18 protein-coding genes and 2 pseudogenes are annotated in these 21560 nt (G+C 72.4%); 13 read left to right on the forward strand and 7 right to left on the reverse strand.

Features of this window, described 5'->3' with window-relative positions:
• Positions 1 to 305: 305 nt before the first annotated feature.
• Complete coding sequence (locus AB0J55_RS34330) at positions 306 to 1940, forward strand: acyl-CoA synthetase (RefSeq protein ID WP_364258152.1); 1635 nt, start codon at positions 306 to 308, stop codon at positions 1938 to 1940.
• Here AB0J55_RS34330 and AB0J55_RS34335 read toward each other — a convergent pair.
• Positions 1935 to 2231 (reverse strand): DUF4440 domain-containing protein, encoded by a 297-nt coding sequence (locus tag AB0J55_RS34335; protein WP_364258155.1) that lies wholly within the window; start codon positions 2229 to 2231, stop codon positions 1935 to 1937. The genes AB0J55_RS34330 and AB0J55_RS34335 overlap by 6 nt on opposite strands.
• Positions 2232 to 2306: 75 nt before the next feature.
• On the opposite strand from AB0J55_RS34335, the gene AB0J55_RS34340 reads away from it, so the two are divergent.
• Positions 2307 to 5264 (forward strand): LuxR C-terminal-related transcriptional regulator, encoded by a 2958-nt coding sequence (locus tag AB0J55_RS34340; RefSeq protein WP_364258158.1) that lies wholly within the window; start codon positions 2307 to 2309, stop codon positions 5262 to 5264.
• A gap of 134 nt (positions 5265 to 5398) precedes the next feature.
• On the opposite strand, the gene AB0J55_RS34345 is transcribed toward AB0J55_RS34340, so the two are convergent.
• Positions 5399 to 6328, reverse strand: coding sequence for a hypothetical protein (locus AB0J55_RS34345; RefSeq protein WP_364258161.1), 930 nt, complete (start codon positions 6326 to 6328; stop codon positions 5399 to 5401).
• Between the two features lie 381 nt (positions 6329 to 6709).
• Between AB0J55_RS34345 and AB0J55_RS34350 the strand changes: the two genes are divergently transcribed.
• From AB0J55_RS34350 to AB0J55_RS34370, 5 genes and pseudogenes are all read left to right on the forward strand, one after another.
• A complete protein-coding gene (locus tag AB0J55_RS34350; protein WP_364258164.1) occupies positions 6710 to 7462 on the forward strand; it encodes an SDR family oxidoreductase in 753 nt (250 codons plus the stop codon).
• Positions 7459 to 8517: a phosphotransferase family protein gene (locus AB0J55_RS34355; protein ID WP_364258167.1), complete on the forward strand. Its 1059-nt coding sequence runs from the start codon at positions 7459 to 7461 to the stop codon at positions 8515 to 8517. Before AB0J55_RS34350 ends, AB0J55_RS34355 begins: the two co-directional genes overlap by 4 nt.
• Positions 8517 to 9173, forward strand: coding sequence for a histidine phosphatase family protein (locus tag AB0J55_RS34360; RefSeq protein ID WP_364258170.1), 657 nt, complete (start codon positions 8517 to 8519; stop codon positions 9171 to 9173). Before AB0J55_RS34355 ends, AB0J55_RS34360 begins: the two co-directional genes overlap by 1 nt.
• An 8-nt stretch (positions 9174 to 9181) precedes the next feature.
• A pseudogene (locus AB0J55_RS34365) lies at positions 9182 to 10084 on the forward strand (SMP-30/gluconolactonase/LRE family protein); the annotation flags it as partial.
• A gap of 54 nt (positions 10085 to 10138) precedes the next feature.
• Positions 10139 to 10489, forward strand: a pseudogene (locus AB0J55_RS34370) (VOC family protein); the annotation flags it as partial.
• 4 nt (positions 10490 to 10493) lie between these two features.
• Here the strand turns inward: AB0J55_RS34370 and AB0J55_RS34375 are convergent.
• From AB0J55_RS34375 to AB0J55_RS34390, 4 genes are read right to left on the reverse strand one after another with little or no spacing between them, the layout of a single operon-like run.
• Positions 10494 to 11321, reverse strand: coding sequence for an enoyl-CoA hydratase family protein (locus tag AB0J55_RS34375; protein ID WP_364258173.1), 828 nt, complete (start codon positions 11319 to 11321; stop codon positions 10494 to 10496).
• Entirely contained in the window at positions 11318 to 12010 is a 693-nt protein-coding gene (locus AB0J55_RS34380) for an SDR family oxidoreductase (RefSeq protein ID WP_364258176.1), read from the reverse strand. Before AB0J55_RS34380 ends, AB0J55_RS34375 begins: the two co-directional genes overlap by 4 nt.
• The gene (locus tag AB0J55_RS34385; RefSeq protein WP_364258179.1) at positions 12007 to 13521 is read right to left on the reverse strand and encodes a benzoate-CoA ligase family protein; all 1515 of its coding nucleotides are present in this window, start codon (positions 13519 to 13521) and stop codon (positions 12007 to 12009) included. The genes AB0J55_RS34380 and AB0J55_RS34385 overlap by 4 nt, the downstream gene beginning before the upstream one ends.
• Positions 13514 to 14266, reverse strand: coding sequence for a creatininase family protein (locus tag AB0J55_RS34390; RefSeq protein WP_364258182.1), 753 nt, complete (start codon positions 14264 to 14266; stop codon positions 13514 to 13516). Before AB0J55_RS34390 ends, AB0J55_RS34385 begins: the two co-directional genes overlap by 8 nt.
• Before the next feature lie 48 nt (positions 14267 to 14314).
• Between AB0J55_RS34390 and AB0J55_RS34395 the strand changes: the two genes are divergently transcribed.
• The 5 genes from AB0J55_RS34395 (at position 14315) to AB0J55_RS34415 (ending at position 19188) form a co-directional block, all read left to right on the forward strand.
• Entirely contained in the window at positions 14315 to 15130 is an 816-nt protein-coding gene (locus tag AB0J55_RS34395) for a PaaX family transcriptional regulator C-terminal domain-containing protein (RefSeq protein WP_364258185.1), read from the forward strand.
• Positions 15127 to 15921 (forward strand): tryptophan 2,3-dioxygenase family protein, encoded by a 795-nt coding sequence (locus AB0J55_RS34400; protein WP_364258188.1) that lies wholly within the window; start codon positions 15127 to 15129, stop codon positions 15919 to 15921. The genes AB0J55_RS34395 and AB0J55_RS34400 overlap by 4 nt, the downstream gene beginning before the upstream one ends.
• The gene (locus tag AB0J55_RS34405; protein ID WP_364258191.1) at positions 15918 to 17111 is read left to right on the forward strand and encodes a kynureninase; all 1194 of its coding nucleotides are present in this window, start codon (positions 15918 to 15920) and stop codon (positions 17109 to 17111) included. Before AB0J55_RS34400 ends, AB0J55_RS34405 begins: the two co-directional genes overlap by 4 nt.
• Before the next feature lie 206 nt (positions 17112 to 17317).
• Complete coding sequence (locus AB0J55_RS34410) at positions 17318 to 18391, forward strand: Glu/Leu/Phe/Val dehydrogenase dimerization domain-containing protein (RefSeq protein ID WP_364258194.1); 1074 nt, start codon at positions 17318 to 17320, stop codon at positions 18389 to 18391.
• Positions 18388 to 19188: a serine hydrolase gene (locus AB0J55_RS34415; RefSeq protein WP_364258197.1), complete on the forward strand. Its 801-nt coding sequence runs from the start codon at positions 18388 to 18390 to the stop codon at positions 19186 to 19188. Before AB0J55_RS34410 ends, AB0J55_RS34415 begins: the two co-directional genes overlap by 4 nt.
• Here AB0J55_RS34415 and AB0J55_RS34420 read toward each other — a convergent pair.
• Positions 19173 to 20120, reverse strand: a complete 948-nt coding sequence (locus tag AB0J55_RS34420; RefSeq protein WP_364258200.1) for a LysR substrate-binding domain-containing protein — start codon at positions 20118 to 20120, stop codon at positions 19173 to 19175. The two genes, AB0J55_RS34415 and AB0J55_RS34420, sit on opposite strands and share 16 nt — an antisense overlap.
• 84 nt (positions 20121 to 20204) lie before the next feature.
• Here AB0J55_RS34420 and AB0J55_RS34425 point away from each other — a divergent pair, with 84 nt between their 5' ends.
• Entirely contained in the window at positions 20205 to 21137 is a 933-nt protein-coding gene (locus AB0J55_RS34425) for an MBL fold metallo-hydrolase (RefSeq protein WP_364258203.1), read from the forward strand.
• The last annotated feature ends 423 nt before the right edge of the window (positions 21138 to 21560 follow it).

Consider the following 21560-nt stretch of genomic DNA (forward strand, 5'->3'; position numbering starts at 1 on the left):
GAGCCCCCGCCCCGGGGCGGAGCCCCAGATGTCACTGCATTTTCCGGGGGTGCGGGTGGCGAAGCCCGGAGGCCACTGACATTTCAGTAGCTCGGGTGGCAGCGCCTCCGCCCGGAGGTGGCTGACATTCAGGTAGCTGACATTTCAGCAGCTCGAATGGCGGCGTCCCCCCGGCCAGAACGTCACCCCCGGTTTCCGCCCGCTCGCGGGCTGGTGCGTTCGGCCCACCCTTGGTTTACTCTCCGGTAGCTCCCATACCGCCGGTACGGCGTCAGCTCTCTTCCCGCAGCAACGGAGGTGCCTGGATGAGCCTGGTCGAGCTCGCCGCGCAGGTGGCGGACAAGGTGGCCGAGACGGCCCGCAGCGTCGACGTGATGCGGCGCGCGGGCCTCGTCCCCTTCCCCCGGGTCGACGAGGGCGTCCGCTCGCTGGTCGCCCTGCGGAAGTTCGGCCCGTTCGCCGGCGCCAACCACATCTCCGCCCGCCGGGACCCGGCCGCCATCGGCATCGTCGACGAGCTCGGCCCGCTCACCTACAAGCAGCTCGACGACCAGTCGAACGCGCTGGCCAGGGCCTGGTCCGAGCGCGGCATCCGGCCCGGCCAGGTGGTCGCCGCGCTCTGCCGCGACCACCGTGGGCTGGTCATCACGATGGCCGCGTCCGGGAAGCTCGGCGTCCGGCTGCTGCTGATGAACACCGGGTTCGCGAAGCCGCAGCTGGCCGACGTGGCCAAGCGCGAAGGCGTCACCGCGCTCGTCTACGACCAGGAGTTCACCGGCCTGCTCGACGCCATCCCGGACAGCGTCGAGCGCTACCTCGCCTGGGTCGATCCGGGCTCCGACCTGACCGGCCGGACGGTCCCGGTGCTCGACGAGATCATCGCCAGCACCGACGACCGGCCGTTCCCCGCGCCGGCCAAGCCGGGCGGTTTCGTGCTCCTGACCAGCGGTACCACCGGCACGCCGAAGGGCGCGCCGCGGCCGCACACCTCGGCGCTGGCGTCCGCGCAGTTCCTCGACCGGATTCCGCTGCGGTCCAACGAAGCCACCTACATGGGCGCGCCGCTGTTCCACGGCACCGGTCTCTCGCAGTTCATCCTGTCCTTCGCGCTCGGCTCGAAGGTCGTGATGCGGCGCAAGTTCAACCCCGAAGAGGCGCTGCGCGGTGTCGCCGAGCACCGGTGCACCGCGCTCGTGCTGGTGCCGACCATGCTGCAGCGCATCGTCGACCTGCCCAAGGAGGTCCGCGAAAAGTACGACACGTCGGCGCTGCGGATCATCTTCGTCGCCGGCTCCGCGCTCTCGCCGGACCTGGGCAACCGCGCGAACGAGGCGTTCGGCCCGGTCGTGCACAACCTCTACGGCTCCACCGAGGTCGCGGTGGCGACGGTCGCGACGCCGGAGGACTGGGCGAAGGCGCCGGGCACGGTCGGCCGCGCGCCGGTCGGCTGCAAGGTGGCCCTGTACGACGAAAAAGGCGTGAAGATCACCAAGCCGCACGTGACCGGCCGCGTGTTCGTCGGCAGCGGGCTCAGCTTCGGCGGCTACACCGACGGCCGTCACAAGGAGATCATCGACGGCCTGCTCTCCAGCGGAGACGTCGGCCACTTCGACGAAGACGGTCTCCTGTTCATCGACGGCCGCGACGACGAGATGATCGTCTCCGGTGGCGAGAACGTGTTCCCGATCGAGGTGGAGAACCTCCTGGTCGAGCGCGAGGACGTGATCGAGGCGGCGGTGATCGGCGTCGAGGACCCGGAGTTCGGGCAGCGGCTGAAGGCGTTCGTGGTGCGGGCCGAAGGCGCCGACCTCGACGCCGACGAAATCCGCGACTACGTCAAGGCGAACCTGGCCCGGTACAAGGTGCCCCGGGACGTCGAGTTCCTGGACGAGCTGCCGCGCAACGCCACCGGAAAAGTGCTGCGCAACAAACTCTCATGACCCCCGCTGCACATTGACGATCCGCCAGCGCCCTTCGCGGCACTCACCGACCACCGTGCACGCCACGCCGTCGCGGGTCCCGGTCGCGACGCCGACCGACGGCGTCACCTGCAGGCGCGTCCACCGGAACGCGCCCGCCGGGACGCGGCCGGGCCAGCCGGCTTTGCCGAGCACGCGCCCGGCCGGGCCGTCGCCGCGGAAACCGTCGGTCAGCAACGGCGCCAGCGCCTCCGCGTCGCCGTCCGCGTCGGCGTCGCTCCAGCGGGCCAGCACCTCTTCGAAGGTCTCCACGCTCCGAAGGTCGCAGGTACCGGGGAGGTGAACATCGGCCACCTGGCCGAGATCGGCTGGCAGACTGGCCGGGTCATGACTGAGCCGAAACTGCTCCCGGCGGGCACCGTCACGATCCTCTGCGCCGGCGACGCCCCGCCGGCCGTCTTCGCGACGCCTGGCGAAGCGCTCGCGGCGCTCTCCGGCGGCCCGGCGGCCGTGCACACCGGGGACGTGCTGATCGACGACGACGGCACCCCGGCCGGCCCCGTCGTCCGCCGCTGCCGCCAGCTGCGCGCGCTGGCCGGCGGGAGCCGGGTCCTGGTGTCGGCGCGGACCGCGGCCGGCCTCCGCGACGCCGTCCCGCTGCACGACCTCGGCGTCCACCGGCTGGCGGACCTCACCGCGCCCGAGCGGGTCTTCGAACTCGGCGACGCGCCCGATCCGCGGCCGCTGCGCTCGCTCGACACGATCCCGAACAACCTGCCGGTGCAGCTGACCGGGTTCGTCGGCCGCGACGCCGAGGTCGACGGCGTCCGGCGGCTGCTCGCCGGGACCCGGCTGGTCACGCTGGCCGGCCCCGGTGGCAGCGGCAAGACGCGGCTGGCCGCGCAGGTCGCCGCGGACCCCGGGCGGCCCGACGGGGTGTGGTGGGTCGAGCTTGACGCCGTCACCGACGTCGCCGGGCAGGTCGCCGCGACGCTCGGCGTCCCGGTGGAGCCCCGGGCCGGCGCGGCCCGGTCGGTCGCGACGGAGCTGCGGGACCGCCGTGTCCTGCTCTGCCTCGACAACTGCGAGCACGTCCTCGACGGCGCCGCCGAGGTCGCGGTCGAGCTGCTGCGCTCCTGCCCCGAGGTGGCGGTGCTGGCGACCAGCCGGGAACCGCTGGGCGTGCCGGGGGAGACGGTGTGGCGGGTGCCGCCGCTGGCCGTCGAGGAGGCCGTCGCGCTGTTCGTCGAACGCGCCGGCGCGGTCCGGCCGCGGTTCACCCTGGACGCCTCCAGCGCGGCCGCCGTCCGGTCGATCTGCACCCGGCTCGACGGCATCCCCCTGGCCGTCGAGCTGGCCGCGGCGTGGCTCGGCACGCTGACCCCGGCCCAGATCGACGCCGGCCTCGACGACCGGTTCGCCCTGCTCACCCGCGGCCCCCGCGGGGCGCCGGCGCGGCAGCGGACCCTCGAGGGCTCGATCGCGTGGAGCCACGACCAGCTCGACGCGGGCGACCGCGCGGTGTTCCGGCGGCTCGCCGTGTTCGCCGGCGGGTTCACCCTCGACGCGGCGGGCGGCCCGGCCGTGCTGCCCGCGCTCGGCCGGCTCGTCGACAAGTCCCTGGTGCTGGCCGAAGACGGCCGGTACCGGCTGCTGGAAACGCTGCGCGAGTACGCGGCGGCCCGGCTCGCGGAGGCGGGGGAGACCGCCGCCGCCCGCGACCGCCACCTCGACCACTACCTGGCCCTGGCCGAGGCCGCCGAGCCCGGCCTCGACCGCGACAAGGACGCCTGGCGGGCGCGAGTGGAGCCTGAGCGCGACAACCTGCGCGCGGCCCTGGAATGGGGGCTGGCGCAGGAAGACCCGGACCGCGGGCGCCGGCTCGCGGCCGCCGTGGCGTGGCTGTGGAACCTGCACGGCCGCGGCCACGAGGGCTTGGCGTACCTGAAACGCGCGGTCGCCCGCTGCCCGGACGACCGGACGCCGCTGCAGGCCCGGCTGCTGACCGGGATGGGCCTGGTCGCCGACACCACGGCGCCGTTCGACGTCGAAGCCGCCCGCCAGGGCCTGGACCTGGCCACCGAACTCGGCGAAGCGAGCCTGCGCGCGCGATGCCTCTCCCTGACCGCCCTCGGGCACCTGTACACCGACCTGGACACCGCCTGGGACGTCACCTTCGACGCCGAGAAGGTCGCCGAGGACGCCGGAGACGCCTTCGCGCGGGACAGCGCGTTGATGCTGCGCGGGATCGTCCGGTTCGCGCGCGATCGCCACGACGAGGCGGCACCGCTGCTCGCCGAAGCGGCCGAAGGACTGCTGCGCCGGGGCGACCGCGGTCTCGCGTCGACCGTCCTCAGTGTCCGGTCCGGGATGGCGCTTGCCGCGGCGGATCTGCCGCGGGCGCGCGAACTCGCCGAGCAAGCCGTCGACGTCGCCGCCCCGCTCGGCGACTTCCACCGCGTCAACACGACGCTGTGCCGGCTCGCCCAGGTGCACTGCGTGGCCGGCGACGCCGACGCCGGGTTCCGGGTGATGGCACCGTTCCTGCGGCTGGTGGAGGCGGCGGGCGACGTCTTCGTGCCGGGCATGGCCCGCGTGCTGGGGGAGCTGCACCGGCGGCGAGGCGAGTTCGAAGCCGCGTTGCGCTGGTTCGAGCGCGAAGCCGTCCCGGGGACGTACATGGCCGCGCAGGGACTGGCCGAGCGCGGCGCGCTGTTGCGGGCCCTCGGCCGCCCCGAGGAGGCCGCGGAGGTGCTGGCGACCGCCGTCGACCTCACCCGCCGCTGGTGCCTGCCGTCGCCGCTGGCCGACGCCCTGGACCAGCAGGGCTACCTGGCGGAGCCGGAGCAGGCCGCCGACCTGCACCACGAAGCGCTGTGCCTCCGCGCCGGCCACGGCCTCCGGCTGGGCGTCCTGGCCAGTCTCGACGCGCTGACCGCCTTGCTCGCCCGCAGCGGCCGCGAAGCCGACGCGGCACACGTGCTCGTCTCGGCTTCCCAGGCGAGGCGGGAACTGGGCGTCCCCCGGAACCCGTTCGAGCAGGCGGAGCTGGACGCGCTCGGGCTGGTGACGGCCGAGCCGCCGATGGGCCTCGACGACGTGGTGGCGTTCGTCCGCCGGACCCGCGGCAGCCGCGGCCGCCCGTCGAGCGGCTGGGGCAGCCTGACGCCGACGGAGCTCGAGGTGGTGAAGCTGGCCGCCGGGGGCTGCACGAACCCGGAGATCGGCACCCGCCTGTTCATGAGCCGCGGCACGGTGAAGACCCACTTGGCGCACGTCTACGCGAAGCTCGGCATCGCGAACCGCACGGAACTGGCCACCCTCGCGGCCGCCCACCTGCCCTGAGGACGTACCGGAAGGGTCGGCCCGCGTACCTGGAGAGTCGGCTCGCGTATCCGGAGGGCCGGTTGGCGTACCCGGAGGGTCGGCCGGCGAGCCGACCGCCTGGGTACGCGAGCCGACCGTCCGGGTACGGCGGGTCAGTCCCAGTCGATGCCGAAGACGCCGGGGCCGAAGTCGAACACCACCGCGTGGACGCCGTCGGCGCCGTCGAGCTTGAGGGCGCGCCGGGCGAGCGTGCCGGTTGCGCCGTTGCGGGAGTACTGCCAGCAGCGGCCGGGTGCGGTGCCCGGGGCGAACCGGACTTCCAGCAGGTATTCGCGCACCGGGCGGCGGAACTCGCGGTAGTGCGTGTTGCGGCACTCCGGGTACGGCGGCCCGCTGTTGGTCAGCGTGTACTCGATCAGGTGCGTCTCGCCCCGGTTGATCGGCCGGTCGAAGAGCAGTTCGGCGACGATCAGGCCGTGGGCCTCGTCGACCTCGGCGCGCCCGACCCGGCAGTTGCGCACGGCGTGCAGCTCGGGGGCGCCCGCCGCGGGGTCGTCCTGGGTGTACACCAGCAGCCAGCGGTCCTGGCCGTCGGCGGCGGCCTGGAACACCGCCCGCGCGGTCACCGCCCGCTGCCCGCCGTCCGTGGCGATCTCGCACAGGTCGTGCAGCCCGACCATCTTCAGCGGCTGCTGTTGGTCGAGCGCGTGCGGCGCGCCCACCTTGTCCAGCAGCGGCTGCAGCACCTGGCGCGGGAACGACATCGGTTCGCCGCCGGCGTGGCGCTTCCCGGCGCCGCCGCGCGGCCGGGGCGGCGGCAGCAGCCCGAGCAGGGACCCGGCGGGGATGTCGAGGATTTCTTCGAGGGTGCGGACGGCCGACAGCGAGCTCTGCCGCTCCGGCTGCCGCTTGCCCGACTGCCAGTAGCTGAGCGCGGTGACGCTGACGACGACGCCCCGGGCCCGCAGCCGCGCCTGGATCCGGTCGAGCGAGAGCCCGCTGGTCGCGATGGCCGCGCGTAGCCGGATGGCGAATTCGGTGCGCCCGCTCTCCTGGTCGTCACCCACCGTGCTGCCCGCCATCGCTGAAATCCCGACCCGCCCCATGCCGTCCCCCGACGATTCCCGACACGGAGCACGTTAGCAGTTTTCCGCCCGGTCTCCGCCCCCCTCTTCGGCCGTGCCGCCGGGACGGCCGCTCGGGCGAACGGGCTAGTACTGGCAACTGTGAACCATTGCCCCGGCCTGGGCCGACGCGCTTGTATGACTTGCCTGCGCCGGTGGCTCCGCCTCCCCCTCACGGCCCACCCGGGCGCAGGTGTGACCGGCCGCGAGAGCGGTTCCGGCTCCGGTTCACCCGGCCGAGTTGTGCGACCGGCCGAGGTGGCCGCGCGATGACCGGTGGCCCGGCGACGCCCCCAGCGCCGGGCCACCGGTCTTGTTACCAGCGGGTAGGCTCCTCCCATGGTCCTCCGGCAGAACATCCTGATCACCGGCGCGAGCAGCGGGTTGGGCGAAGGCATGGCCCGCCAGTTCGCGGCGAAGGGGCGCAACCTCGCCCTGTGCGCGCGGCGCACCGAGCGGCTCGAGAAGCTGGCCGCCGAGCTGACCGCGGCGCACCCCGGGATCAAGGTCGTCACGCGCACCCTCGACGTCACCGACCACGACCGCGTGTTCGCCGTCTTCGAGGAGTTCCGCGCCGAGCTGGGGTCCCTCGACCGGGTGATTGTGAACGCCGGGCTCGGGAAGGGCCAGCGGGTCGGCACCGGCCGGTTCGACGCCAACCGCCAGACCCTGGAGGTCAACTTCGTCGCGGCCGCCGCCCAGGTCGAGGCGGCCGCCGGGATCTTCCGCGAACAGGGCGCCGGCCACCTCGCCGTCATCTCGTCGTTCAGCGCCCTGCGCCCGTTCCCGGGCAAGCTGACCGCGTACGCCGCTTCGAAGGCCGGGATCTCGGCGTTCGTCGACGGCACCCGCGTCGAGCTCAAGCGCAAGGGCATCGCGGTCACCGACGTCCGGCCGGGCTACATCGAGTCGGAGATGAACGACCGGATCGGCCGGAACCCCTTGCTGGCCAAGGCCGAAACCGGCGCCAGGGCACTGGCCAAGGCGATCGAGGCCGAGCCGCGGCGCGCCTACGTCCCGGCGTGGCCGTGGGTGCCGCTGAGCGTCGTCATGCGCGTCGTGCCGGCCGCGCTGCTGCGGAAGTTCACGTGAGCGCCCCGGTCGAGGTCCGCGCGGAGGACGCCTTCGACGCGGCCGCGGTGCACGCCTGGCTGCGCGGGAAGGTCGAGGACCTCGGGCACGAACCGCCGCAGGTCCGGCAGTTCCCCGGCGGCGCGTCCAACCTGACCTACCTGCTGACCTATCCGGACCGCGAGCTAATCCTGCGCCGCCCGCCGGCCGGCCACAAAGCCGCGTCGGCGCACGACATGCGGCGCGAATACCGCGTGCAGCACGCGCTGAAGCCGGTGTTCCCGTACGTGCCGAGGATGCTGGCGTTCGGCGACGACCCGGCCGTCCTCGGCGGCGACTTCTACGTCATGGAGAAGCTCGACGGCCTGATCCTGCGCGGCGACCTCCCGCCGGGCCTGACGCTGAGCGCGGACCAGGCGCGCGAGCTGTCCGGCAAGGTCGTCGACCGGCTGGTCGACCTGCACGCCGTCGACGTCGGGAAGGCCGGGCTCGCCGACCTCGGCAAGGGTGCGGGGTACGTCGGACGGCAGATCCGCGGCTGGTCGGAGCGGTACGTCGCGGCGCGCACGGACAACGTCGGCGACTTCGCCGAGGTGCGCGAGTGGCTGGCCGCGAACCAGCCGGCCGAGGTCAAGATCTGCCTGATCCACAACGACTACCGGCTCGACAACCTGGTCCTCGACGGCCCGTCGACGCTGAACATCACCGGTGTCCTCGACTGGGAGATGGCCACCCTCGGCGACCCGCTGATGGAGCTGGGCAGCATGCTCGCCTACTGGGTCCAGGACGGCGACGACGACGCGATGCACGCGAGCCGCCGCCAGCCGACGCACCTGCCCGGCATGTTCACCCGCGAGGAGTTCGTCGCCCGCTACGCCGAAAAGACCGGCCTCGAGATCGGCGACTGGCGGTTCTACGAGGTCTACGGCCTGTTCCGGCTCGCCGCGGTGCTGCAGCAGCTGTACCGGCGCTACCGCGACGGCGCCACCCTCAACCCGGCGTTCAAGGACTTCTGGCAGTTCGTCGCGTACCTGGAGTGGCGCTGCCGGGAGATCATCGCGAAGGGACGGGTCTAGTGGGCGCGATCTACCTGGTCCGCCACGGCCAGGCGTCGTTCGGCGCGGCCGACTACGACGCCCTGTCCCCGCGCGGCTTCGAACAGTCCACTGTGGTCGGTGCGGAACTGCTGCGGCGCGCGGTTTCCTTCAGCCAGGTCCGGTCGGGCACGCTGGCGCGGCAGCGCGACACGGCGGCGACGGCGCTGAAGGTGCTCGGCAGCGACGTCCCGGTGGTCGAGGACCCGCGCTGGAACGAGTACGACCACGTCGACATCGCGCGCCACCACGCCGGCGGCGCCCCGCAGGAGGATTCGCGCGCGTACCAAGGGGTGCTGGACGCGGCCTTGACCGCGTGGACTTCGGCGGGGGCCGGCGGGCCGTGCGCCGAGACGTGGCCCGCCTTCCTCGCCCGGTGCCGGGACGCGCTGGCGGACCTGGTCGCGTCGCTGGGCAAGGGCGAGCACGCGGTCGTGTTCACCTCCGGCGGCGTGATCGCGACGATCTGCGGGCTGCTGATGGGCACTCCGGAAGCGGGGCTGCTCAAGCTGAACCGCGTCACGGTCAACGGCGGCATCACCAAGCTGGTGTCCGGGCGCGGCGGTGTCACGCTGCTGTCGTTCAACGAGCACCCGCACTTCGAGGCCGGCGCGGCCTCGCTGCTCACCTACCGGTAGGAGGCTCGATGCGGTTCGGTGATGTCACGCTCTACCCGGTCAACGGCCACGGCCCGGAGGACGTGGTGGTCGACGCCGAGGGCCGGATCTACACCGGCGTCGACGACGGCCGGATCCTGCGCCTGTCGCCGGACGGCCGGCGGATCGACGTCATCGCGGACACGGGCGGCCGCCCCCTCGGGCTGGAGCTGTACGGCGAGGACGAGCTGCTGATCTGCGACGCCCGGGCCGGGCTGCTGGCGGTCCCGCTGGCCGGCGGCACGCCTTCGGCACTGGCGACGTCCGCGCTGGGCCTGGACTTCGTGTTCTGCAACAACGCGGCGGTGGCGCCCGACGGCACGATCTACTTCACGGATTCCTCCCGCCGGTTCGGCATCGACAACTGGCGCGACGACCTGATCGAGCAAACGGCGGGCGGCCGGCTGCTCCGCCGCACCCCGGACGGCTCGATCGACCTGCTCCTCGACGGCCTCCAGTTCGCCAACGGCGTCGCGCTCGCGCCGGACGGATCGTTCGTGGCGGTGGCGGAGACGGGCGCCTGCCGGGTTTCCCGGGTGTGGCTCGGCGACGGCCGGGCGGACGTCTTCGTCGACGCCCTGTGGGGTTTCCCCGACAACATCTCGACGGGCACGGACGGGCTGATCTGGATCACCCAGGCATCGCCGCGCGTAGCGGCCCTGGACGTGGCCCGGCGGCTGCCCGGTTTCCTGCGGGCAGGCATCCGGCGGCTGCCGACGTCACTGCAGCCCAGCCCGGGCCGCGAGGTGGGTGTCCTGGGCGTCACCGCGGACGGCAAGGTGTCCACGGAACTGCGGGGCGAGATCGACGGGTTCCACATGCTGGTGGGCGTCCGAGAGTGGCACGGGCGGCTGTATTTCGGCTCTTTGGAGGAGTCGGCGATCGCGGTGACGCCTACCATCGGGGTGATGCTGAACAACGTCCGCATCGAAGCCCGCATCCCGACCCAGGACCTGGCCCGAGCGCGCCGCTGGTACGCCGAGAAGCTCGGCCTCGAGGCGGTCGAGGAACGCGAAGGCGGCCTGCGGTACGAAGGCGCGTCGGGCGTCTTCTGCCTGTACGCCTCGGCCGGCGTGTCCGACGGTTCGTTCACGCAGGCCGGCTTCTACGTCGACGACCTCGAAGCGACGGTCGCGGTGTTGCGTTCGCGGGGCGTGGTGTTCGAGGAGTACGAGGGCATGCGCGGCGGGATCATGGAGATCCGCGGCAACTACCCGAGCAAGGGCAGCGGCGAGCGCGCGGCGTGGTTCCGCGACAGCGAGGGCAACCTGATCGGCCTGGCCGAAGTGGTGCCCTGAGGGGTCAGCGGCCCGTCCAGCGCGGCTCCCGCCCCGCCGACCAAGCCGCGTAGAACTCCTTGTGGTCCTTCGCCGTCATCAACAACGCCTGCGTGATCGCCTCCAGCTCGATCGCGCTGCCCAGGTCCATGTCCAGCTCGCGCGTCAGCAGCACCTTCGTCGTCGCGTAGGCCAGGGCCGGGCCGTCCGCCAGGCGCCGGGCCAGAGCGGCGGCCGTAGCAGCCAGCGAAGCGTCCGGGACCACCTGCGAGGCCAACCCGATCTCCGACGCCCGTGACGCCGAGACCTTGTCGCCCAGGATCAGCAGTTCCGTCGCCCGGCCCAGGCCGACCAGGCGCGGCAGCAGGTACGCCGAGCCCATGTCCGCGCCCGCCAAGCCCACCTTCGTGAACAGGAACGCGAACTTCGCCGACTCCGCCAGCAACCGGAAGTCGCTGGCCAGGGCGATCACCGAGCCTGCTCCCGCCGCCACCCCGTTCACCGCCGCGATCACCGGGAGCGGGCATTCGCGCAGGGCCTTCACCACCGCCCCGGTCATGCGGGTGAACTCCAGCAGCTCCGCCGTCTCGAACTTCTGCAGCTCGCCGATGATCTCCTCGACGTCGCCGCCGGAACAGAACCCGCGGCCCTCGCCGGTGATCACCAGCACCCGGACGTCCTCGTGCTGCGGGAGCTCGATGACCAGGTCCCGCAGATCCGCGTACACGTCGAACGTCAGCGCGTTGAGCTTCGCCGGACGGGTGAACGTCACCGTCGCCACCCCGTCGGACACCGTGAAACCGAAGTGCTCCCACTCCTTCGTCAGCGGTGCGGTTGCGCGGAACGGGCTCATGACTGGATTCCTCCGCCGTCGAGTACGAGGGTCTGGCCGTTGATCGCGGCGGCCTCGGGGGCCGCCAGAAAGGACACCGCGAACGCCACTTCGGAGGGCTCCAGCAGGCGGCCGAGCGGGGAGGCCGCCGCCAAGGCCGATTCCGCCTCCGCCGCGGAACGTCCGGAGCGCGAAACGATCCGCTCCACCGAGGTCGCCGTCATGTCGGTGCGGACGAACGCCGGGCACACCGCGTTCGCCGTCACGCCGGTGCCGGCCAGCTCCGCCGCCACCGCGCGCATGAAGCCCACCGCCGCGTGCTTCGACGCCGTGTAGCCCGCCGTGTAGCGGTAGCCGACGTGGGACGCCGTCGACGCCACCGTGACGATCCGGCCGCGGTCGCGCGAGCGCATGCCGTCCAGCACCGCGCGCGTGCACAGGAAGGCGCCGGTCGCGTTCACCTCGAACTGCGAGCGCCAATCGTCCAGCGACGTCCGGGACACCGGCGCACTCGACGAGATTCCGGCGTTGTTGACCAGCACGTCGACCGGGCCCACCGAAGCGAAATACGCCGCCACCGCGTCCTCGGAGGTCACGTCGCAGTCCGCGCGGCCCGGCGCCAGGACCGTGTCGCCGGACGACCGGAACCGGGCCGCGATCGCCGCGCCGATGCCGCGGGTGCCGCCGGTGACCACCACCAGGCGGCTCACGGGCGGGCCGCCAGGGCGCGCCGGTCGAGCTTTCCGTTGGCCGTGCGGGGGAGTTCCGTCACGAAGACCACCTCGCGGGGGTATTTGTGCTTGGCCAGGTGGGCTTTCGCGTGGTTCTTGAGCTCATCGGGCGGCACCGGCGAGCGCACCACGACGTACGCCCGCGGCACGACCAGGCCGTCGGTTTCGTGGCCGACGACCGCGCAGTCCACCACCGCCGGGTGGCCGAGCAGGCAGTCCTCGATCTCGCCCGGCGCGACGAACACGCCGCCGACCTTCAGCAGTGCGTCCGCGCGGCCGTGGTGGCGGAAGTACCCGTCCGGCGTGCGGCTGAACAGGTCGCCCGAGGTCAGCGTGTCGCCGTCGAACGTCCGGGCCGACTTCTCCGGGTCGCCGTGGTACTCGAGCGCGATCGTCGGCCCGGTCACGCGCAGCGGCCCGATTTCGCCGTCCGGCAGGGGGTTCCCGAGTTCGTCGACGACCTGGGCGGTGTAGCCGGGAACGGGAGTGCCCAACGTGCCCAGCCGCGCGGCGCCGGGCCGGTTCGACAGGTAGATGTGGTACGCCTCGGACGAGCCGATGCCGTCCACCACCGGCACGCCGAACGCCGCGTCCCACCTGCGGTGCAGCTCCGAAGGCAGCGCCTCGCCCGCCGACGTCGTCATCCGCAGGCAGCTCAGGTCCTGCTCCGCCGCGGCCGGGTGGGCGATCATCGCGCTCATCATCGTCGGCACGTTGACCAGGACCGTCGGCCGGTGCTTCGCGATCAGCTCGAACACCAGGTCCGCGGTGCTGCGCTCGGGGAACGCGATCCCGGCCGCCCCGACGCCGAACGGGAACAGCGCCACCAGGTCCCGCGCGTAGCCGAAGAACAGCTTCGGCACGGCGAGTACCCGGTCGTCCTCCCGCAGGCCGAGCACCTGGACGGCGTACCGCTCGAAGCTCTCCTTCGGGCTGCGCAGCGGGTGCACGCACGCCTTGGGCGCGCCGGTGCTGCCGGTGGTGAACTTCCAGATCCCGATGTCGTCCACAGTGGTCGGTGCGGCTTCCAGCGACTCCGATGCGGTGTCGAGGAGTGTCCGGAATGGACGCTCGCCGGGGAGCAGCTCGGCTTCGGGGACACCGGTGACGAGCAGGCCGGTCGTCCCGGCCGCGCGCAACGCCGGCAGCGTGACGGCGTCGGCGAGCACCGCGACGGCCTCGGTGTAGCCGAGGTAGTACGCGTAGTCCTTGGGCTGCAGGAACGGGTAGACCTCCGCGGTGACCGCGCCGATCTTCTGGGCGCCGTACCAGGCCGCGACGAACTCGTCGCCGTCGCTCAGCGCCAGCAGCACCCGCTGTCCTTTCCGGACACCGGCGTCGCGCAGCACGTTCCCCGCGCGGTTCGCCAGCGCCGCGAGGGACGCGTAGCTGACGGTCCGGTCGCCGACGTGCAGCGCGGTCCGGTCACCCCGGCCTTCGGTCACGTGCCGGTCGAGGAAGCGGGTGGCGAGGTTGAACGGCTCACTCACGGGCCAGCTCCCGGATCGCTTCCACCAGCAGGTCGGTCAACGTCGAGAACGTCTCTTCGCCTTCCCGCGCGGTCGCCTCCGCGGGCCGGCCGCAGTACGCCTCGGTCATGCCCATCTCCCGGAAACCCCCGTCTTCGGGGGCGGCGGCCAGGCTCACCGGCACGTGCGGCAGGGTCCGCATGAGAGCCTGGTCGACCAGCTCCGGCCGGTCGGCCAGCACCAGCGACGTCTCGTACTGCCCGGCGTGGCACTCGCCGGACCGGAACTCGTCGGTCAGCCGCTGCGCGTGCCGCCGCCGGACCAGGTCGAGCAGGGCGACCCGGCCGTCGTAGGCGAAGTTCAACGTCTCCACCGCGCGCCGCAGCGTCACCAGGTGGGCGGGCTCGAAGTGGTTGTTGACCAGCAGGATCCGCCGGAGCCGCTGGCCGATCAGGGCCGCGCCGATGTCGACCAGCAGCGAGTGCAGCGTTTCCTCGCCGACGTGGATCCCGCCGGCGAACCCGGCCGCGAACCGCGTGACGCCGTAGGGAACTTCGGGCAGGACCAGCACTTGGACGTCGTCGTCCGCGGCCAGCCGCTCGGCCGCGCGCTCGCACATGCCGCGCGAGATGAGCGGGTCCGTGCCCAGCGGCGCGTGCGGACCGTGCGGCTCGATCGCGCCCAGCGGGAGCAGCAGCACCGGCACGCGCCCGGCCGAAGCGAGCGCCTCGACCTGCCGCGAGGTGAGGTCCGCGAAGTACGTCACGCAAATCAAGCTACACCGCAGCGGCCTGGGGTGTATAGAGTTACGCCCATGCCCGCCGACGCCTTCGAAGCCAGCCCCCAGGAGCTGGTCGTGACGTTGCTGGGCAGCTACGTGCACCCGCGCGAAACCCGCCGGGTGTGGTCGGGCGGCCTGGTCGCGGTGCTCGCCGAGCTGGGCTTCTCCGACGGCGCCGCCCGGATCGCGCTCACCCGCCTGGTGCGCCGCGGCCTGCTGCAGCGCCACCGCGAAGGCCGCACTGTGCACTACTCGCTGACCCGGCGCACCATCGCACTGCTCGCCGACGGTGACCACCGGATCTTCTCCCTCGGCCGCCGCGAGCGCGCCGCGGGCGAGTGGACCGTGCTGTGGCAGAGCATCCCGGAGAGCCGCCGTCAGGCCAGGGAACGCCTGGTCCGGCGGCTGCGGTTCCTCGGGTTCGGGCCCTACTCCGACGGCACCTGGATCGCCCCGCACGACCGCGAGGCCGAGGTCGTCGCCCTGCTCGAAGAGCTCGGCGTCACCGAGCACGCCGGGCTGCTGCTCGGCCGGCCGTCGGCCGCGCTGGACGTCCGCCGGTTCGCCGGCCGGGCCTGGGACCTCGACGACCTGGCCGCGCGGTACACCGCGTTCGTCGGCCAGTTCGGCGGGTACGCGGGCCGGGAGCCGCCGGACGCCGAGGCGTTCGAGGTGCGCACCCGGCTGGTGCACACCTTCCGGATGTTCCCGTCGCTCGACCCGGAACTGCCCGCCGGCCTGGTGCCCGCGCCGGACTGCCGGGCGGCGGCGGTCGAGCTGTTCCACGACTTGTACACCGCGCTCGCGCAACCCGCTCAGCGCCATTTCGACGAGGTGACCAAGGGATGACCGAACCCAGCCAAGCGACCAAGGAAGCCCTGAGCTACACCTCGTACCTCGGGCTCGACGAAGTGCTGAACGCGCAGAACCTGCGTTCCGACGAGCACGACGAGCTGCTGTTCATCGTGATCCACCAGGTGTACGAGCTGTGGTTCAAGCAGATCCTGCACGAAGCCGAGTTCCTCCAGCGGAACCTGGAGAAGGGCAACACCGCGCACTCGATCCGTACGCTGCGCCGGATCCTCACGATCCTCAAGGTCGCCGTCGCGCAGATCGACGTGCTGGAAACCATGACGCCCAGCCAGTTCACCAGTTTCCGCGCCCGTTTGGACGCTTCGAGCGGCTTCCAGTCGGCCCAGTTCCGCGAACTGGAGGCGGTGCTGGGGCGGCGTGACGAGCGCGTGTTCGCGCACTACCCCGAAGGTGGGGAGCAGCGGAAACGCATTGCCGAAGCGATGGCGCGCCCGTCGTTGTTCGACTCTTTTCTCGCGTATCTCAAGGTTTCTGGCTACGCCGTCGAGTGTGACCGAGACGTCACTCGCTCGGTGGAGCCGTCCCCGGCCCTGCAGGCGATATTGCTGGACGTGTACAGCGACGACGGGGGACCCTCGGTCGTCGCCGAATGTCTGGTGGATCTCGACGAAGGGATGCAGGAGTGGCGCTACCGGCACGTGAAGATGGTCGAACGCACCATCGGCGACAAGACCGGGACAGGAGGATCATCCGGCGCGACCTACCTGCGTACCACGCTCTTCCAGCCGATGTTCCCGGATCTCTGGGCCGTACGGAGCCGACTGTGACCACTTTGGACGATCTGCGCGCGGACGCCAACAGCCTCGCCGCGCACTACACCCGGTTTGCGGTGGCCGACCGCCTCCTGCTCTCCGGGCACTCGCACCAGGCCTGGCCGGACGTCGCCGAGGAGGGGCTCTTGGAGTCCTTCACGGACGCCGCCCGCGACGTCGACGGCAAGTGGGACCGCGCCTTCGCCAAGGCGGACCAGCTGCGTGCGGGCTTCCGCCTGCTGCTCGGCGACCCGCACGGCGAGTACGCGCTCGGCGCCAGCACACACGACCTGGTGCTGCGTTTCCTCTCGGCGATGGAGCTGCCGCGGCGGCCGCGCCTGGTCACCACCGACGGCGAGTTCCACACCCTGCGCCGTCAGCTCGCCCGCCTCGAGGAGGAGGGCGTCGAGATCGTGCGGGTGCCGCTGGAGCCGGTGACGACGCTCGCCGAGCGCGTCGCCGGCGAGGTCGACGGCAACACCGCCGCCGTGCTCGTGTCCGCGGTGCTGTTCGAGACGTCGAGGCTGGTGCCGGGCCTGGCACACCTCGCCGACGTCTGCCGCGGCCGGTCGATCGAGCTCGTCGTCGACGCCTACCACGCGCTCGGCGTCGTCCCGTTCGCGCTGCACGACCTCGGGCTCACCAACGCCTGGGTGCTCGGCGGCGGCTACAAGTACCTGCAGCTCGGGGAGGGCAACTGCTTCCTGCGGCTGCCCGCGCACGCCCAGGAGCTGCGGCCGGTGATCACCGGCTGGTACGCCGAGTTCGGCGCACTGGCCGACGAGCGCCACCCCGGGCAGGTCCCGTACGCCACCGGCGGCGACCGGTTCGCCGGCGCCACCTACGACCCGGCGAGCCACTACCGCGGCGTCCGGGTCCAGCGGTTCTTCGCCGAGCACGGGCTCACCCCGGAGTTCCTCCGCGAGGTGTCCCAGCACCAGGTGGGCCTGCTCGCGTCGGTGTTCGACAAGCTGGCGCTGCCCGAGGACGTCGTCACCCGCGACCGCGAGACACCGCTCGGGATGCTCGGCGGGTTCCTCTCGCTGCGCTGCGCCGACGCCGCCGGGCTGCAGGCGGCGCTGGCCAGGCACGGCGTCCGCACCGACAGCCGGGGCCCCTACCTGCGCTTCGGGCCGGCGCCGTACCTCTCGGACACCCAGCTGGAGACGGCGATGGGCACTCTCGGCACGGTGGTGCGCGGCTGATCGGGGTCCCCTATGGACCCCTGACTTCCCCGGCTACCCGTCCGTATCGCGGGACCTCCACTGGTCCGGGATGCGGTGGGGATCTAGGTTGGTGCCGGGACCCGGCACGGCGGCGGACGACCTCCGCCCGGCGCCGGTTCCCGGCCACCCCGCCAAGCGCGTCCCGGCCACGAAACCGGGCGCGGATGACAAAGGAGTCACCACCCGTGACCGAAGGAGTGTTCGCCCGGGGCACCGGGCACGAACAGGTCGTGTACTGCCACGACCAGGCCAGCGGCCTCAAGGCCATCATCGGCATCTACTCCACCGCACTCGGCCCCGCACTGGGCGGGACGCGCTTCCACCCCTACGCCACCGAATCCGACGCGCTCGACGACGTGCTGGCGCTGTCCAAGGGCATGGCGTACAAGAACGCGCTGGCCGGGCTCGACCTCGGCGGCGGCAAGGCCGTCATCATCGGCGACCCGAAGACGCTCAAGTCCGAGGCGCTGCTGCGCGCGTACGGGCGTTTCGTGCAGTCACTGGGCGGCCGCTACATCACGGCGTGCGACGTGGGCACGTACGTGCAGGACATGGACGTCGTGGCCCGCGAAAGCCAGTACGTCACCGGGCGTTCGCCGGAGGACGGTGGGGCCGGCGACTCGTCCGTGCTCACCGCGTTCGGCGTGTTCCAGGGCATGCGGGCCTCGGCCGAGCACGTCTGGGGCCGCCCGGACCTGGCCGGCAAGCGCGTCGGCGTGGCCGGCGTCGGCAAGGTCGGGCACATCCTCGTCGGGCACCTCGTGGAGGCGGGGGCGCAGGTGACGATCACCGATGTCTGGTCGCCTGCGGTTGCGCGCACGCTCGAGGTTTACCCGTCCGTGCAGGTCGCGTCCGATGTGGACACCCTGCTGCGCGCCGAACTGGACGTCTTCGCGCCGTGCGCGCTGGGCGGTGTCCTGAACGACGAGACGGTGCCGGTGCTCGGCGCCCGGATCGTCTGCGGCGCGGCGAACAACCAGCTCGCGCACGCCGGCATCGACAAGCAGCTCGCCGACCGCGGCGTGCTGTACGCGCCGGACTACCTGGTCAACGCCGGTGGCGTCATCCAGGTCGACGACGAGCGCCACGGCTTCGACTTCGAGCGCGCGAAGCGCAAGACGACGGCCATCTACGACACGACGAAGGCGGTGTTCGCGCTGGCCGACACCGACGGCGTGCCCCCGGCGACGGCGGCCGACCGGCTCGCCGAGCGGCGAATGGCGGAGGTCGGGCGGCTGCGGTCCATCATGACCGGGTGAGCCTTTCCGCGTTCTTCGAAGCGGTGGGCGTGCGGGGTTTCCTGCACGCCCACCGTCTCGGTTCCGCCGATTCGGTGGGGTTGGCGGCCGACACGCCGGTCGTCCTGGCGTCGGTGGTGAAGGTGCCGCTGGCGTACGAATTCGCCCGCCAGGTCGCGGCGGGGCTGCTGGACCCGACTGATCGGGTCTGCGCGACAGCGGCGGACCGCCTGGGCGGCACCGGTTCGGCGGGGTTCGCGGACGACGTCTCCTACAGCCTGCGTGACGCGGCGCTGCTGGCGCTGACGGTGTCCGACAACACCGCGGCGGACCTGCTGTTCGACCGCGTCGGCGTGGACAACGTCCGATCACTGCTGGCCGAGCTGGGCCTGACGCGCACGACGGTGATCGGTTCGCCGCGTGACCTGCTGCGCACGATCATGGAGGACACAGCGGCGGCCCGCCCGTTGCGGGCGTTGGATCCGTTGCGGACGTCGGCAACCACGCCCCGCGAGATGACGACGTTGCTGGCGGCGGTTTGGGCCGACGACGTGGGCGCACCGGTCCGCGAGTGGATGTCGGCCCAGGTGAGCTGGCACCGGCTGACGGCGGGCTTCCCACCGGAGGTGGCGGTGGCGGGCAAGACGGGCACGATGCCGGGAATCCGCAACGAAATCGGCGTCGCGACTTACCCGGATGGGGCGGCGTATGCGGTGGCGGTGTTCACGGTGGGCGGGGCGGAGACGTTGCGGCGCCCGGACATCGACCACGCGATCGGCGCGGCCGCCCGCGCCGCGGTCGATCAGCTGCGGTCGTAGAAGACGTCCCACGGCCGGGGACTGCGGGGGCTTTCTGGCACGATCCGCGAAACACCGTCGTCTTCGAGGACGCCGGCCGCGATTTCCCCCAGCTTCGCCGCTTGCGGGTGCGGGTCCGACGACGGCCAGGCGAACGCCGTCCGGGCCCGCAGCACCTCGCCTTCGAGGGGCCGCCAGACCACGCGTGGTTCCTTGCGGACGTCCGGTTCGAACGCGACGCCGTGGCCGGCCAGTACCAGGCCGAGGACGAACTCGGGGTTGCGGGCGTGGCGGATCGAGGCGGGGCGGAAGCCGTGGTCCCAGCAGGTGCGCAGCAGCGCGTCGTAGCTGCCGGGCGCGGCGGCGCGCGGGGCGTGGACCAAGCCCTCGCCGGCGAGGTCGGCGAGGGCCAGCCGGGTGCGGCGGGCCAGTGGCGAGTCGCGGGGGAGCACCACGCCGAGCGGGGTGTCGACGGCCGGGCCGAGGTCGAGCCCGACGACGTCGACCGGCAGCTGCAGCAGGCCGGCGTCGAGTTCGCGGTCGGCGAGCAGGCGGGCCTGTTCGGCGGTGGTGAGCTCCTGCAGGTCCAGCCGGACGGCCGGGCATTCGCCGGCGAACCGCGTGAGGATCGCGGCCAGGAGCCGGCCGGGCAGCTCCGGCGGCACGCCCGCGCGCAGGGCGTCCGTTTCGCCGCGTTCGGCCTTCGCGACGAGCGCCGTCATGCGGTCCCACCGGGAGAGCAGGTCGCGGGCTTCGGCGCGGAGGACTTCGCCGGCTTCGGTGAGCGTGACGCGGCGGCCGCGTTCGAACAGCGTCGCGCCCAGCTCGGCTTCGAGCCGTTTGATGCGCTGGCTCAACGGCGGCTGCGCGATCCCGAGCCGGTCGGCGGCCCGCCCGAAGTGGAGTTCTTCGGCGACGACGAGGAAGTAGCGCAGCGAACGGAGGTGGTCCACGCTGCGACGATAGCCGTTCGCGTATCACTTCGTGGTGGCGTGTGTCTTGGACAGTGCGGGGTGCTTCGTGGTCGGGTGTCGGCCATGGAGACAGGATTCAGCAGGCGCGGGCTGTTCGGCGCGGGCGCGGCGGCCGCGGCCATCCTCGCGGGCGCACCGGCGACCGCCCGCGCGGCTTCGGCTTCCGGGATGACGTTGCGCTGGTGGGGAAACAACGGCTGGGAGATCCGCATCGGGACGAAGACGATCCTCATCGACCCGTGGCTGACGAGGTTCAAGACAGGCACGTACACGTCGGCCGGCGCGGATCCCCGGACGCCGCTCTCGGTCAACGAGGCACTGATCGACGGATACCTCGACCGCGGTTTCCTCCACGCGGACCACATCCTGGTGACGCACGGCCACTACGACCACCTGACGGACGTCCCGTACCTGGCGCGCCGCACGGGGGCGACGGTGCTCGGCACCGAGACGCATTTGAGTCTCATGGCGGCGCTGGGCGCCCCGGAGGACCAGCTGGCAATCGCAACTGGCGGCGAGGACCTGACGTTCGACGGATACTCGATCCGGGTGTTGCGATCGTTGCATTCGGCGACGGGGACGAGGGCCCGGGTGGCGTTCCCGGGAACACGCCCGCTGTCCCGCTGCGACCGCCCGCGGGTGATCTCGGACCTGCTGGAGGGCGGCACGCTGGCGTACGCGGTGTCCGGCGGCGGGGCGAGCGTGCTGGACTTCGGGGGCTCGAACTACATCGAGTCCGAGCTGGCGGGCCTGCGCCCGGACGTGGTGCTGCTCCCGCCGGGCGGAGCGAAGGTGACGGATTACGTGCCCCGGCTGCTGCGGATTCTGGGAAACCCCCGCTTCGTGGCGGCGACGCATTGGGATGATTTCGACCTGCCGCTGGGCCAAGCCCACGACCCGAACGGGGGGCTGGAGGTGCTGCGGAAGGCGGTGGTGGCGGCGAGTCCGGGGAGTGAGTTCGTGGTGCTGGACCACCTCGGCGAGTTCTCGCCCTGACGGCTTGTCCACAGCCTCCCCGTGATATGGACAAGCAAGCCGCCCGAAGCGGTTTCGGGCGGCTTTGTCGGTGCCGGGCGATAGACTGGACCCGGGGACGCCCCCAGGGAAGGGCGGGGGAGTCTCCGGGTCCTGCCGGCTCAGCCGCTCTTGCGGCGGAACGTTCGCTTGTTGGCCGCCGGGCGGCTGGTGAACCGCTGAAGTTCGCGTCTCGACCGAGGGCCCGGGGAGGGTAGGACCTCACCGCTCGCGATGGGGGCCTCCGGCTCAGCCGCTCTTGCGGCGGAATGTCTGCTTGTTGGCCGCCGGGCCGGCTGGTGAACCATTGAAGTTCGCGTCTCGACCGAGGGCCCGGGGAGGGTAGGACCTCACCGCTCGCGATGGGGGCCTCCGGCTCAGCCGCTCTTGCGGCGGAATGTCTGA

It is taken from the genome of Amycolatopsis sp. NPDC049688, from assembly GCF_040674975.1.
In the GTDB taxonomy this organism is placed as follows: domain Bacteria; phylum Actinomycetota; class Actinomycetes; order Mycobacteriales; family Pseudonocardiaceae; genus Amycolatopsis.